13 protein-coding genes are annotated in these 13,239 nt (G+C 63.2%); 8 read left to right on the top strand and 5 right to left on the bottom strand.

The annotated features are described in order from the left end of the window. Positions 1–57 precede the first annotated feature (57 nt). A complete protein-coding gene (locus tag SFY93_RS15335; protein ID WP_320443715.1) occupies positions 58–774 on the top strand; it encodes a DJ-1/PfpI family protein in 717 nt (238 codons plus the stop codon). Between the two features lie 42 nt (positions 775–816). Beyond that, positions 817–1,185, top strand: a complete 369-nt coding sequence (locus tag SFY93_RS15340; protein WP_320443716.1) for a nuclear transport factor 2 family protein — start codon at positions 817–819, stop codon at positions 1,183–1,185. A 7-nt stretch (positions 1,186–1,192) separates the two neighbouring features. Here the strand turns inward: SFY93_RS15340 and SFY93_RS15345 are convergent, their stop codons facing one another. Further along, positions 1,193–2,689, bottom strand: coding sequence for a MocR-like pyridoxine biosynthesis transcription factor PdxR (locus SFY93_RS15345; RefSeq protein ID WP_320443717.1), 1,497 nt, complete (start codon positions 2,687–2,689; stop codon positions 1,193–1,195). Between the two features lie 109 nt (positions 2,690–2,798). Between SFY93_RS15345 and SFY93_RS15350 the strand changes: the two genes are divergently transcribed. Further along, on the top strand, positions 2,799–3,755 hold the full coding sequence (locus SFY93_RS15350) for a DMT family transporter (protein WP_320443718.1): 957 nt from the start codon (positions 2,799–2,801) through the stop codon (positions 3,753–3,755). Here SFY93_RS15350 and bla read toward each other — a convergent pair. After that, positions 3,715–4,584, bottom strand: a complete 870-nt coding sequence (gene bla, locus SFY93_RS15355; RefSeq protein ID WP_320443719.1) for a class A beta-lactamase — start codon at positions 4,582–4,584, stop codon at positions 3,715–3,717. The two genes, SFY93_RS15350 and bla, sit on opposite strands and share 41 nt — an antisense overlap. Before the next feature lie 227 nt (positions 4,585–4,811). Here bla and SFY93_RS15360 point away from each other — a divergent pair, with 227 nt between their 5' ends. After that, on the top strand, positions 4,812–5,525 hold the full coding sequence (locus SFY93_RS15360) for a DNA helicase (protein WP_320443720.1): 714 nt from the start codon (positions 4,812–4,814) through the stop codon (positions 5,523–5,525). Between the two features lie 176 nt (positions 5,526–5,701). Here SFY93_RS15360 and SFY93_RS15365 read toward each other — a convergent pair whose 3' ends face one another. Next, positions 5,702–7,351 (bottom strand): glycosyltransferase family 39 protein, encoded by a 1,650-nt coding sequence (locus SFY93_RS15365; protein ID WP_320443721.1) that lies wholly within the window; start codon positions 7,349–7,351, stop codon positions 5,702–5,704. 352 nt (positions 7,352–7,703) lie between these two features. Here SFY93_RS15365 and SFY93_RS15370 point away from each other — a divergent pair, with 352 nt between their 5' ends. The 4 genes from SFY93_RS15370 (at position 7,704) to thrS (ending at position 11,838) form a co-directional block, all read left to right on the top strand. Further along, complete coding sequence (locus SFY93_RS15370; RefSeq protein WP_320443722.1) at positions 7,704–8,576, top strand: hypothetical protein; 873 nt, start codon at positions 7,704–7,706, stop codon at positions 8,574–8,576. A 163-nt stretch (positions 8,577–8,739) separates the two neighbouring features. Further along, entirely contained in the window at positions 8,740–9,153 is a 414-nt protein-coding gene (locus tag SFY93_RS15375; RefSeq protein ID WP_068734265.1) for a Ros/MucR family transcriptional regulator, read from the top strand. A 539-nt stretch (positions 9,154–9,692) separates the two neighbouring features. Continuing rightward, positions 9,693–10,289 carry a DUF6456 domain-containing protein gene (locus SFY93_RS15380; RefSeq protein WP_320443723.1) on the top strand — a complete coding sequence of 199 codons (597 nt, stop codon included), beginning with the start codon at positions 9,693–9,695 and terminating at the stop codon, positions 10,287–10,289. Positions 10,290–10,626: 337 nt separating this feature from the next. Further along, positions 10,627–11,838 (top strand): threonine--tRNA ligase, encoded by a 1,212-nt coding sequence (gene thrS / locus SFY93_RS15385; RefSeq protein WP_320443724.1) that lies wholly within the window; start codon positions 10,627–10,629, stop codon positions 11,836–11,838. Between the two features lie 72 nt (positions 11,839–11,910). Here thrS and SFY93_RS15390 read toward each other — a convergent pair whose 3' ends face one another. Then, positions 11,911–12,354: a SufE family protein gene (locus SFY93_RS15390; protein WP_068734257.1), complete on the bottom strand. Its 444-nt coding sequence runs from the start codon at positions 12,352–12,354 to the stop codon at positions 11,911–11,913. Between the two features lie 92 nt (positions 12,355–12,446). Then, positions 12,447–12,836: a DUF5330 domain-containing protein gene (locus SFY93_RS15395; protein ID WP_320447778.1), complete on the bottom strand. Its 390-nt coding sequence runs from the start codon at positions 12,834–12,836 to the stop codon at positions 12,447–12,449. Between the last annotated feature and the right edge of the window lie 403 nt (positions 12,837–13,239).

Below are 13,239 nucleotides of genomic sequence, written 5' to 3' on the forward strand. Positions count from 1 at the left end.
GCCAGAGTGTGCCGGGCTAGGATCACCTTGTCCATTCACAAATGCTTGGAGCATTCCATGATCCCGCCAGACCAACATCTCCAGATCGGCTCGCTGTTGTTTGAGGGGCTTGACCAGATCGATCTCACCGGCCCGTTCGAAGTGCTGTCGCGGATCCCGAATTCGACCTATCGAATCTATGGCAAGACCACCGATCCCGTGCGCGACTACAGGGGGCTCCGTATTACGCCGGATGCCGCCATTGGCGACGCGCCCCAGCTCGACGTGCTGCATGTGCCCGGCGGCTTCGGTCAGGAGGCGCTGATGGACGATACGGTCGTGCTCGACTGGATCCGCGCACAGGCCGGACATGCGCGCGTCTTCTCGGTCTGCACCGGCGCGCTGATCTGCGGCGCTGCGGGATTGCTGATGGGTCGCCGCGCGACCACGCATTGGGCGTCGTTTCATCTGCTGCGCTATTTTGGCGCAACGCCGGTCAACGAGCGCGTGGTGATCGACGGCGACTGGATCTTCGCCGCCGGCGTGACGTCGGGCATCGATGGCGCGCTGCGTCTGGCTGCAGAACTGCGCGGCGACGAGGTGGCGCAGGGAATTCAGCTGTTCATGGAATATGCGCCACAGCCGCCGTTTAACAGCGGCACGCCCGAAACCGCACCGGCGACGGTGCTGGCGCAGACCCGTCAGTCGGTGGCGAAGATCACCGCGCAACGCGAGGTCACCGCACAACGCGTCGCGACGAAGCTTGGCATCATCGTGCCGACAGCGGCGGAGTGAGTTGCGCAAGCCGCTTCTAATATGATCGAAAGGATCATAACCATGAACCTCACGCACATCCATGCATTTACCCAAGCGATGCAGCGCAAAGACCTCGATGCCATGCTCTCGCATATGGCCGACGACATCGTGCTGAAGACGCCGCTCGCGGCCGAGCCATTCAAGGGCAAGGCGGCAATCCGTCCGGTGGTGACAGCGCTGCTGGGTGTCGTCGACAGTTTCGATTTCCGCGAAGTGCCGCAGGGGCCCGAACACGTGTCCGCCTTCTTCGGTATCACCGTCGGAACGGAACAGCTGGATGGCGTCGACTACTGGCGTCTGAACGACGCCGGCCTCATACAGGAAATGACGGTGCTATGGCGACCGCTGCCGGCGGCGCTGGCCGTCGAGAAGAAGCTCGCGGCTGTATAGGACAGCGTCAGCCCTTCGGCCGCTTCGGTGCCTTGTCGGAACGGCCGCGCGGCGTGGCGGTGTCGCGCAGGACCTGCCCGATGATGGCGGCAGCCTTGTCGATCTCCTGTTCGTTCCAGGCGGCAAAACCTAGGAACAATCCCGGGGCGCTGGCCGGTGGGATGAAATGCATGGAAAGCGCCCGAGCCGTGACGCCGAGCTCGGCAAGCCGCGCCGAAATGGCGCGGTCGTCGCGATGCGGATCCAGGAAAGCGAGCAGCTGCATGCCACCGGCCGGTGGCTCGATCGTCAGGTGATCGCCGGCATGAGCGCGCAGCGCCTGCAGCAGGTGATCGCGCCGGCCGCGATAGACACGTGTCATCTTGCGGATATGCGCCGCGAAGTGACCGTCGTCGATGAATTCGGCCAGCGCGTCCTGCACCGGCGCTGGCACGATATGGCTGCCGTGGCGCTGCGCCTTTTCGAACAGATCGGCGAGGTCCGGCGGCACGATGGCGTAGCCGCTGCGCACATCCGAGAACATCGATTTCGAGAAGGTGCCGACATAGAACACGCGGCCATTGTCATCGAGGCCCTGCAGGGCGGCGACAGGGCGGCCGTCATAGTGGAATTCGCTATCGTAATCGTCCTCGACGATCGCCGCGCCGATCTCGTTTGCAAAACCGAGCAGTTGTTGCCGACGGCTGACAGGCATCAGCCGTCCGGTGGGATGCTGATGCGACGGCGTGACGAAGATCAGACGCGGGCGATCGCGGCGGCCCCTGAAGGCGAGGCCGCTGCGGTCCAGCTCAATGCCGCGCACAGTGGCTCCAGCGGCATCCAGCGCCGCGCGGGCGCCGCCATAGCCGGGGCTTTCGACCCAGGCGAGATCGCCGGTATCGAGCAGCACGCGGGCAATGAGTTCGAGCGCAGCCTGCGCCGACGGCATGATGATGATCTGCCGCGCTTCGGCCCTGACGCCGCGATGTTCGGTGAGATGGCGGAGCAGGGCGGTGCGCAGCGATGCGCGATTGATGGCGGGATCGCCGGTCGGCGCGCGCCGTGCCGCGCGGCGCAGGCAGCGTGCCCAGATGTCATGGGGAAACAGCCGGCTATCTGCGAGCACCGTGGCCAGTGGCTGCGGCCGGCCCTTGTGGATGAATGGCCAGTCTGACTTCCGCACGCGCTCGGCCCAGCGCGACAGACCGAGCGGCTTCGCTTTCTTGGCTGCAATGTTGCCCCCGGTCAGCAACGCCTTGCGCTCGGCGGCAGCCACCGTCGGGCGTCGTCCCTGCGCGACATCGAGATAGCCTTCCATGGCCAGCTGATCGATGACCACGGAGACGGTGTTGCGCGCGAGGCCGAGCTGCAGCGCGCAGTCGCGACTCGACGGTAGGCGATGGCCCGGCGGCAGCGCGCCGCTCAGGATCGCCGCGCGGAGCTGATCATAGAGCTGCCGCGTCAACGTCTCGCCGCTCTCGGACCCGCGCGCGATATCGATCAGCCCCGCGAGAATGTCGCCCATCAAACTGGCTCAGTCATTTTTAGTGGAATGGATCTTTGATTGGGGCCAGTAAAACCTAGTGTCCTCGATCTGTCGAGTGCGCCATGCACCGAAGCCGTGAGATGAAGCCATGTCCGAACATCCCCTGTCGCGCCGCACAGCGCTGCTTTTGTTTGCCGTCGTCGTGACCATGTGGGGGCTGAACTGGACGTTGACGAAATTTCTGGTGCAGCACATTTCGCCGCTGTGGTCGGTGGCCATCCGCGCCGTGATTGCCACGCTTGCTCTGGCAGCCATTACGCTGGCGCGCCGGCAATTCATCGTGCCGCGGCGCGGTGACATGCCTGTGATTGTCAGTGTCGCTGTGCTGCATATGGGCCTATTCTCGGTGCTGGTTGCCTTCGGCCTGCAATTTGTGCCGGTCGGGCGCTCCATCGTGCTCGGCTACACCACGCCGCTCTGGGTCGCGCCCGCCGCGTGGCTGCTGCTGCGCGAACCCGTTCCGCGAGAACGTCTCGCGGGCATCGTGCTCGGGCTTGCCGGCATCGCTGTCATGTTCAACCCGTCGGCATTCGACTGGAGCAACGGCAACGCGCTGATCGGCAGCGGGCTGCTGTTGCTCGCGGCTTTGTGCTGGGCGGCGAACATCGTCTATGTCCGCGGCCACCGCTGGATCTCCGAGCCGTTTCAACTGGTGTTCTGGCAGGCGCTGCTCGCAAGCGTGCTGCTGACAGTGCTGGCGCTGATCCGCGAAGGTGTCCCTGATATCGCATGGACGCGCGAACTGGTTGGCGCATTGCTGTTCGGCGGGATCTTCGGCACGGCGCTGGCGCATTGGGCGATGGTGATTATCAACCGCAGCCTGCCGGCGACCATCACGTCGCTCGGCCTGCTGGCAACGCCGGTAATGGGCGTCGCGATCTCCGCACTGGTGCTGGGCGAGGCGATCGAGCTGTCGCTGATCGCCTCGATGGCCATGATTCTTGGCGGGATTGTCGTCGGAACGATGTCGCGCCGGAAGCCAGATGTTGTGCCGACGACGCAGCCTATCCCAGTTGCCGCCCGACCATCTCGCCAATCGCCTTGAACACCGTCTCCAATTGCGGAGCCGTCGGCGTGCCGCCCTGCGTATAGGCGGCGATGACGACGGGCTGGTCCGGCTTCGGCCAGGTCGCGGCGATGTCGCCGGCGGCGTCCTTGCCGTTATTGCCGGTCTTGTCGCCGATCTTCCATGTCTTGGGGAGTCCGGCGCGCAGGCGTTTGTCGCCGGTCTTGCAGTTCACCATCCAGTCGGTGAGCTGATCTCGCGACGCGGGCGTCAGCACATTGCCGGTGACGAAGCGTTTGACGTTGCCGGCCATCGCGGCGGGTGTGGTTGTGTCCTGCGGATTGCCGGGTCGTGAGCGGTTCAATAACGGCTCGTTGTGATCGAGGCGCGAGACGCTGTCGCCGGTCCTGTTCCAGAAGGCGGTGAGGGCGGCCGGACCGCCGACGCGCGCCAGCAGCATGTTGGCGCAGGTGTTGTCGCTGAGCTCGACGATGGCCTTGCACATGTCGGCGACCGAGAGCGCGCCCTTGGCGAGATTGTCGCGCGCGACCGGTGCATATTGCAGAAGGTCGGCAGCGGCATAGGGGATCATCTGATCGGGCTTGTCTTCGCCGCGGTCGATGCGGGCGAGCACGCAGGCGGCGAGCGAGGCCTTGAACGTGCTGCACATCACGAAGCGCTCATGGGCGCGCCACGCGATCTTTGCGCCCGTCTTCAGGTTTTCGGCATAGACACCGATCCGGCCGCCGGTGTCGCGTTCATAAGCTTGCAACGCTGCCGGCGCGTCCTTTGCCGCTTCCTTGGCAAAGGCCGGCCAGGCCATGAGCGCCGGCGCAGCCGCCAGCAATGTTCGTCGATTGATCATCATGGCGTGTCATTCGCGGGCGAAGAGGGAGAATTGATGGCGGGCGATTGGGGATAGGCAATTTCGCCGGGGAGGGGATTGCGCTACACTCTGATTCTGGCGCGGCCCACGCCTCCCCCCTCCAGCGGGAAAGTATCGATCATACCGGGCTCTCTGATCACCGAACCAACTGTTCGAGCATCAAGCATAAGGAGGGGTTGTGACAACGCTCGCACCAGGAGGTTCTCACAATGCGTCTTTCTGCGCCTGTTTATCAATTGAAGCGCAAGGCCAGGCTTCTCTCCCGCGCCGATAACATTCCGCTGCACGAGGCACTTGATCGGATCGCCGTGCGAGAAGGCTTTGCTGCCTGGAGCTTGCTCGTGGCGCGGACGTCTTCGGTGACACCTGCCGCGAAACTGTTCGAACAACTGTCTCCTGGCGATCTCGTGCTGGTCGGCGCGCGCCCGGGCCATGGCAAGACGCTGATGAGCCTGAAGCTCGCCGTGGAGGCGATGCAATCCGGCCATCGCAGCGTGTTCTTTTCGCTGGAATACAGCGAAAAGGACGTGCTGGACCGTTTCAGTGCCATCGGCGTGGAGCGGGGGCGTTTCGATACTCTGTTCGAATTCGACAATTCCGACGACATCAGCGCCGATTACATCACCCGGAAACTGGCGGATGCGCCGCGCGGCACGCTTGTGGTGATCGACTATCTGCAACTGCTCGATCAGAAGCGCGAGAACCCGGCCTTGATGGTGCAGGTGCGCGCGCTGCAGTCATTCGCGAGGGAACGCGGGCTGATCTTCGTCTTCATCTCGCAGATTCATCGGTCCTATGACCCCGCCGTGAAGCCGTATCCCGATCTGGAGGATGTGCGGTTGCCGAATCCTGTCGATCTGGGCCTGTTCAGCAAGACGTGTTTCCTGAACAGCGGCGACATCAGGTTTCAGGCGGCGCGTTAGTCAACGACGCGGGCCGACACAGGCCATGAACAACAAGAGTCGTCATGGCCGGGCGGCGCGAAGCGACCTTCGCTAGACGTCCCGGCCATCCACGCCTTTCATGGTCGCCAAGACGTGGATGCCTGGCACAAGGCCGGGCATGACGAAAACTTGGAACTTAGTACTAACGCAGAATTTTACGGCGCGGGGATCGCGAGCAGGCTCGAAATGCTGCTGCCGCGGATGTCGTAGACCTTGGCGAAGACGACGTCGTCGCGCTTGATCTCGGCAATCACGGGGGCGGTGAGGCCCTTGCAGTAGAACTCGCCGAGCGTCATCGCAAAGTCGGCCGACTGGCTGTCCCAGCCGATGGTGAAGTCGGGACCGAGGGCGACCTGTGCCGGACGCTGCGGGCCACAGACGGCAACCTTCCACTTGCGGCCGACCGGCGGGCTTTCCTGGCGCTCGACGATCTGCTCGCGAAGCGCATCGGAGGCCTGCTTCAGCGCAAGGCCCCAATAGTCCAGCATGTACAGCGCATCGGCCTGGCGAACGGTGCCGGCGATGTAGTTGAAGTGGGTGTACTGATACGGATGCAGCCGGATCATCTCGGCCGTCGGCAGCATCAGGCCGAAGGAGAACACGGCGACGGCAGCCGCCTGCGCGCCGCGATGATTGACGCGCAGCCAATCCATCAGCGCCGCGAAAGCCGCGCCGCCGAGCACGGCCATCGGCGGGAGCACGAAGATGAAATGCCGGATCCCGTTATACAGCGCCGGGCGTTTCACCATGGCGATCACCAGCGGCAGAGTGGCGGCAAAGGTCAGCATCAACAGGATGGTCTTGCGACGCGCCGGCACGGTGTCGCGCGACAGCGACATGATGGTCAGCGCGATGCCGCCGAAGGTGAGGCTGAGCAGCACTTCCGGAAGCTGCAGCGCGAACAGCGTCGGCAGATAGGACCACGGCATGTCCGGTACCGAGATCATCGCGCCGTCGAACATCTCCTTCCACGGCTTCTCGAAGAAGTGAGAGAAGTAGCCCAGTGCGCGCAGCGGATTGGCGGGCTCGAGAATTGACCACGGCCAGATCAGGCCCATGATCAGATAGCCGAAAGCGAGGCCCGGCAGCAGCACGTAGAGCACATGCAGCAAGCGGTGCGCGCTCTCGCGCACGCCATTGGTGCGGACATCCTCGATCCACAGAGGCATGAAACCGATCACTGCGTAGATCAGCGTGAGGCCGGCGAGAATGCGGCAGCCGATCGCGCAGCCGGCGCCGAGGCCGAGGATCAGGACCGTGCGCGGCGACGGATTCGGATACTCCTGCGCGAGGCGGACGAGCCCGAGCATCAGGATGACCATCGCCACGGCGAAAGGCGCATCCTTCGGGTTCATGAACATATGGCCGTAGAAGGTCGGACACAGCGCCAGCAGCAGCAGCGTGGCGAGGCCGCCCACGGGGCCGGCGACGCGGCGCCCGAGACGCCAGGTGACGCCGAGGCCGATGACGCCGACGATCGCGCCGAGTAGGCGTCGCGTCTCGAACAGCTCCAGCGGGATAATCTTGTGCAGCAGCGCGGCCGCCATATCGAAGCCGCCGCCATACATGTAGAGGTTTGCAAACGACAAAGCGCCGGTGTCGGTGAAGCCCGACCCGTACATCTTCAATAGAAGATCGGCATATTCAGCGTGAGTATAGTCGTCCCATCCGAGACCATAGTCCCGGAACGTGAAGCTTGCGACGATACTGACAACGACAAGCGCCAGGATGGCGAGGTCGTCACACGTCCGTTCCACCGAGCGCCTTACTGGCGTGTCGATGGCCGCAGTCGTAATCGATGACATGGCGATGGATAACCCGGTGTCCCCAATGGCTCGGCTTTAGCGCTCTTTGAGCCTCGTTTCCCCGGCATCCATATAGCGCACTTCTCTTTTGAAGTAATTGAGAATTGTGGCTGAAGTTTCTTAATGCGTTGCAACAAACAGGACAAGGTAAAAGCTTTACCGTTTAGGGATAGATCGGCGTCGGCTGTCCCAAACCTGTTGTCTCCGGTGGAAGAAAACTCTCCCAAAACCTACCACCAGGCCGATGTACAAGGGATGAACGCAAAATGCCGTTTGGCGGTACACGCAATATGACGCTATCGTGGCACCCATGACGAGACTCGCGAGTGGTCCGTCGAGGAGTTCGAAGACTATGAAATTGCTGCTGATTGCCGGGATCGGGGTCATTCTGGCGGGCCTTGCCGCGATCGGCTTCGGCATTCCGGTCAAGGAATTCGGCTTCGGCAATACCCTGATCCTGACTGGAACGGTCGGCGCCTGCACCGGCCTGATCATGGTGAGCATGGCGCTCGCCGTCGGCGAGCTGAAGAAGTTTGGGCCGCAGGGCGAGATCGATGAACCGGTTCCGTCGCCCCGGCTGCCGCGCCGGGAACTGAAACTGCCGCCGGTACCGGGGGAGGATGCAGAGGAAGCGGAGGAAGCGGATGACGCGCCCGCGTCGGCCCCGCTGTTCAGCCGTGACCAGCCGGCCGCGCGACCTGCCGTTCCGGAGCCAGGTGTTCCCCCATGGCAGGACGAAGTGCTGCGCGACCGCGAGCGGCTTGCGTCCGCTGCCGCCGAGGCACCGGTGCCTGAGGAGCCGAAGCGTCGCAATCTGCTATTCCAGTCATCGCGCCGGGAGCGGGAGAGGGCCGAAGCCGCAGCCGCTTTCGAGGCGGCAATGCCGACGCCGGAGGCGCCCGCCGAGCAGCCGAAGAGTTTCGAGGACGCTTGGCCGCAGCCGGATCGGTCGCGCTCCGACGCGATCCGCCGCGCCGCCCGTACCTCGTCCTCGCCAAGCGACAAGCTGCCCGATGCCGCGCTGATCCCGGATCGCTACGTTCCGCCGACGCCGGCTGAAGAGCCGCCGCAAGCACCGGACGTCACCGTGTTGAAATCGGGGGTCGTCGATGGCATGGCCTATTCGCTGTATTCCGACGGCTCCATCGAGGCGCAGATGCCCGAAGGCATGATGCGCTTCGCCTCGATCGACGAGTTGCGCGAGCATCTCGACAACAGGGGCTGACGCCGCTCAGCCATTTCCGTTGGCGGTCACTTTCAGCTGATCTCGACTAATCTTGCACGCAGAATGAAACCGGCGCGCTATACTTTGTTATTGCCCTTGTGGCTGTAATGCCCGCATGATTGTCAAGTAAAGTGCGGCTCCAATCCTTGAAAGACGACGGACCATGAACGACATCGCCGGCAAGAGCTTCATCGATCTCACGGCGACGATCGTGTCGGCCTATGTCGGTCACAATCCAACACCGGCGTCCGAACTGCCGGCGCTGATCGGTCAGGTTCACGCCGCCCTGGTGCGGGTGTCGAACGGCCGGCCGGAGGTCGCGGCGGAGCCGGCCAAACCGGCGGTGTCCGTCAAGAAATCGATGACCGCCGAATATCTGATCTGTCTTGAGGATGGCAAACGCTTCAAGTCGTTGAAGCGCCATCTGCGCACGCAGTACGCGATGACGCCGGAACAGTATCGCGAGAAATGGGGCCTGCCGGCCGACTATCCGATGGTCGCGCCGAACTATGCGGTGGCGCGTTCGCAGCTCGCCAAGAAAATGGGGCTGGGTCAGCAGCGCCGCCGGCGCAAGTGACCTGAACAGGTGACCTGAGCAAGCGATCTGGGCGAGTGATCCCGCAAGTAATCCGCACAAGTAAAGCTAAGCAATAAAGTCAGGTTCCATCCGCAGGAACCAATATAGAACAAATCGGAGACGAAGAAAGTTCTACGTCAGGATGCGGGATACATCTCCCGCCACGTGCAATTGGTGTGTGACACCACAGGCAGGCGATACGTGAACTTGGCGCGTATGACGGGAGACTTTCAAGCGGACGTTGAGGCCATCCCGCGCATCGATGACGTGCCGCGAATTCTGGAAGTGATCTGTCGCACGACGGGGGTGGGCTTTGCCCGCAGGTCGTGGCCGAGGACTGCGATGAACTCTTCGCGCGCGCCGGCCGCGGATCAATCGCGGTCGCCGCCGGAAACCCGTTTGCTCAACGCCGCGGCTTTGAGCGGTCGTGCGAAGGCACTGGTTCTTTTGAATAAAAGCCCATGAAGGAATAAAGTCTAAATTTCTGCTTGCGGCGCCATTCGGGATGTGAGCTTATTATCCTAAATGGAGTCGCCCCGATGAAGACATCCCGCAGCACCACCAGGCATCCCGACCGCGTCGATCACCATCGCGCGCAGCATCTGTCGCTGGAAACGCGACAGATCCTCACCGAGGACGGCGTCGCCAGCGTCCTCGTCAATGACAGTGAAAGCCCTCTCGGCTGGCTGGCCCGCCGCAAGGGCCGCGATGGCCGCAGCATGATCAGCCCGCATCAGTTCATCGCCGGCGAGAAACTGCGCGCCGATTTCACGCGCGGCAACATGGCGCCGCGCATGACGGCGAACTGGGCCGCGCCGACCGGCGGCCGACCACGCGGGGCCGGTAGCAGTCCCGGCGAGATGACGGATATCATGATGACAGCGCGCCAGCGCGTCAGTCGGGCGCTGGAGGCCTGCGGGCCCGAATTTTCAGGGGTTCTGATGGATGTGTGCTGTTTTCTGCGTGGCCTCGAAGACATCGAGCGCGAACGCAACTGGCCGGCGCGTTCCGCCAAGATCGTGTTGCAACTCGCGCTGGATCGCCTCGCGCGGCACTACGGCTTCGCCAGTGAGGTCAGGGGGCAGCCATCGAAAGTGCGAACCTGGCTCGCAGACGATGCGGCGTTCGAGAGCTAGGACGCGGCGTCGATCGCACGCAGCCAGATGCGAATGATGCGAGCTTGACGACGGCCAGGTCGTTGGTCGCGCTCATAGGTCCGCGCATCATCGATGCCGCGACGTAACGCGGCTTGCGTTGACGCCTGCGCGTTTTGCCGCCATATACAGCGCATGAACAAGCTTCGATCAGCTGCATTGACCACCACGGCGACCGCTCACGGCGGATCGCCTTCTGGTCGCGCGCGCTAGAGACAAGCGTACTTCACCCAGAAAAGGCCCCGCCGGCGACGGATGGGGCCTTTTCTGTTTCTGATGATCCCCGTCCGCGCTTTTTTCCCTCGTAAGGAACGCAGCCATGGACGATCTCGACCACAGAAATCTCGGCGTACAACTCAAACTCTGGCACCTGCAGGACGATGCGCCGGGCATGGTGTTCTGGCATCCGCGCGGCTACGCGATCTACCGGGTGCTGGAGGACTATCTCCGGCGCAAGATGCGCAGAGCCGGCTATGCCGAGGTCCGGACGCCACAGTTGCTGCCGAAGGAGTTCTGGGGCCGCAGCGGCCACTGGGACAAATTCCGCGAGCATATGTTCCGCGTCGACGACGGCGAGCAGACGATGGCACTGAAGCCGATGTCGTGCCCTTGCCACGTGCAGATCTTCAACAAGGGGCTGCGCTCGTGGCGCGAGCTTCCGATCCGCTATGCCGAGTTTGGCGCTTGCCACCGCAATGAGCCATCCGGTTCGCTCCACGGCATCATGCGGACGCGCGGCTTCGAGCAGGACGATGCGCATGTGTTTTGCCGCGAGCAGGACGTGGAGGACGAAGTCGCGCGCTTCATCGCTTTGCTGGGCGAGGTCTATTGCGACCTCGGCTTCCCCGACTACGAAGTGGCGCTGGCGACGCGGCCACTGGTGCGCGCCGGCGACGACGCGACGTGGGACTGGTCGGAGGCGAAGCTCGGCGATGCCGCGCGGCAATGCGGCCTCGCGCCTCAAATCAATCCAGGCGAAGGCGCGTTCTACGGACCGAAGCTGGAATTCGCGTTGCGCGACCGGCTGGGACGATCCTGGCAGTGCGGCACGGTGCAGCTCGACAGCGTTCTCCCGCAGCGGCTCGACGCGTCCTACATCGCCGCCGACGGCAGCCGCGCAAGGCCCCTGATGATCCACCATGCCATCTTCGGATCGCTCGGCCGCATGATCGCGATCCTGCTCGAGCACCACGGCGGCGTGCTTCCTTTCTGGTTGTCGCCGGATCAGGTCGCGGTTGCGCCGATCTCGAAAGACCAGGCCGGATACGGCGCTGACGTCGTGGCGGCGTTCGAGGATGCGGGGATTAGGGCCATTGCCTATGACGGCGCCGATACCCTTTCACGGCGCATCGTGGCGGCGCATGACATGGCGGTGCCGGTGATGGCTATCGTCGGTAGGCGCGAGATGAGGGACGGCCGGGTGAGCCTGCGCGAGCGCGACGGCTCACAGGCTGACGTTCCTTTGGCCGAGGCGGTGTCCCGGCTGCAGGCGAGGGCGCGGTCGGACGGGCTTGGGGCTGAAGCCCCGTAAACGGGCCTCAGCTGCACTCCGATCAGTGGATCCCTGGCGGAGCGTTGGCGCAGCACCCGCAGCCGCTCGAGCCTATGGGGTCACGCCCTGGTTCGCATCTGCCAGGGTCTCGGTGGCGTCCCGGCGGATGCGCTCGACCATGGCACGCAGGCCGTTGGAGCGCTGCGGTGTGAGGTGTTCCTTGAAGCCGAGTTCGTCGAACACCTTGATGGCGTCGGTGGCGAGAATATCCTCGGCCTTGCGGCCCGAATACAGCGTCAGCAGGATCGCGATCAGCCCGCGGACGATATGTGCGTCGCTGTCGCCGAGATAGCTGAGCACCGGCGTGCCGTGGTCGCGGGCGACCTGGCGCGACAGCCAGACCTGGCTCGCGCAGCCGTTGACCTTGTTGGCTGAGGAATGTTCCTCATCCGGCATCGGCGTGAGGCTGCGCCCGAGTTCGATGACGTACCGGTAGCGGTCGTCCCAGTCCTCGAGTAGCTCGAAATTATCGCGGATATCGTCAATCGTGGTCATCGGGGCCTGCAAGCAATGTCAGGCCCTATATAGGGACGAACAGCGCCGAAAGCGACCGCCGTTTGCGGTAATTATCCGCCGCAATCAGCCGTTTAGGGAACAGCGGTGGGTGGCTGCCATTCGGCGGCGAGGTCGTCCTGGGTGAGCGTGTCGGGTTTGACCATGGCGATCGTCCCCTGGTTTTCACCTTCGCCACCGATCGATCCGGTGGTATCCGGCTTCTTCTCGGTGATGATCTGGTAGATTTTCTTCGCGCCGTCCTTGGCACGTTCGCCGATCACGGTGGCCGCATGGCCGCCGACTTCGCAGGTGGCCGGCTGGCGCTTGCAGAATTGAGCCATGTCGGACATCGCCGCACTCGCAGCCGATACCGCATCGGAAGCGCCGATCTGCGGCAGCTTATCCGATTCCGGCGTCTTGTCCCTCGGCAGCAGCACGAGCACGAGCCCGAGCCAGAATGCCATGCGAAGCAGGAAGAACATCGCGAACCCCGTTAGTCTCTTCGAACCGTTGCGATTTGTCGCAATTGGGATCGAAGTTAGCAGCAGTCGATAAATTGCAAGTATTTGCGATGCGGTTAAATCGACGAAAATTCGCTTCATTCGGTTTGGCGTAAATTTTCCATTGATGAGCTGTTCGTGCGTTTTCCGACACGATGTTGGGGATGCACACTTTCGAAACCATATGGACGCGGCGATGGAAACTACTCGTTCACCATCGTTGGCGAATGGAAATGCGAAAACTCCTCTTAAATCAGCACTTACGCGTTAGGCATGGCGAACACGGGATGCGCTTTAGCGTTCGCTTAATGTCGCTCTGACACGTTGGCGCAACGATAAAAGGAGGCGTTTCGGCGCGTCTGAACTGACGATCAAGCCGAAGCGA

This window comes from Tardiphaga sp. 42S5, assembly GCF_034044155.1.
In the GTDB taxonomy this organism is placed as follows: Bacteria; Pseudomonadota; Alphaproteobacteria; order Rhizobiales; family Xanthobacteraceae; genus Tardiphaga; species Tardiphaga robiniae.

What these genes read in the sequence shown, in the direction of transcription:
- SFY93_RS15335 (WP_320443715.1), top strand. Translation starts at nt 58, where the DNA reads ATGATCCCGCCAGACCAACATCTCCAGATCGGCTCGCTGTTGTTTGAG.
- SFY93_RS15340 (WP_320443716.1), top strand. Translation starts at nt 817, where the DNA reads ATGAACCTCACGCACATCCATGCATTTACCCAAGCGATGCAGCGCAAA.
- SFY93_RS15345 (WP_320443717.1), bottom strand. Translation starts at nt 2,689, where the DNA reads ATGGGCGACATTCTCGCGGGGCTGATCGATATCGCGCGCGGGTCCGAG.
- SFY93_RS15350 (WP_320443718.1), top strand. Translation starts at nt 2,799, where the DNA reads ATGTCCGAACATCCCCTGTCGCGCCGCACAGCGCTGCTTTTGTTTGCC.
- bla (WP_320443719.1), bottom strand. Translation starts at nt 4,584, where the DNA reads ATGATGATCAATCGACGAACATTGCTGGCGGCTGCGCCGGCGCTCATG.
- SFY93_RS15360 (WP_320443720.1), top strand. Translation starts at nt 4,812, where the DNA reads ATGCGTCTTTCTGCGCCTGTTTATCAATTGAAGCGCAAGGCCAGGCTT.
- SFY93_RS15365 (WP_320443721.1), bottom strand. Translation starts at nt 7,351, where the DNA reads ATGTCATCGATTACGACTGCGGCCATCGACACGCCAGTAAGGCGCTCG.
- SFY93_RS15370 (WP_320443722.1), top strand. Translation starts at nt 7,704, where the DNA reads ATGAAATTGCTGCTGATTGCCGGGATCGGGGTCATTCTGGCGGGCCTT.
- SFY93_RS15375 (WP_068734265.1), top strand. Translation starts at nt 8,740, where the DNA reads ATGAACGACATCGCCGGCAAGAGCTTCATCGATCTCACGGCGACGATC.
- SFY93_RS15380 (WP_320443723.1), top strand. Translation starts at nt 9,693, where the DNA reads ATGAAGACATCCCGCAGCACCACCAGGCATCCCGACCGCGTCGATCAC.
- thrS (WP_320443724.1), top strand. Translation starts at nt 10,627, where the DNA reads ATGGACGATCTCGACCACAGAAATCTCGGCGTACAACTCAAACTCTGG.
- SFY93_RS15390 (WP_068734257.1), bottom strand. Translation starts at nt 12,354, where the DNA reads ATGACCACGATTGACGATATCCGCGATAATTTCGAGCTACTCGAGGAC.
- SFY93_RS15395 (WP_320447778.1), bottom strand. Translation starts at nt 12,836, where the DNA reads ATGTTCTTCCTGCTTCGCATGGCATTCTGGCTCGGGCTCGTGCTCGTG.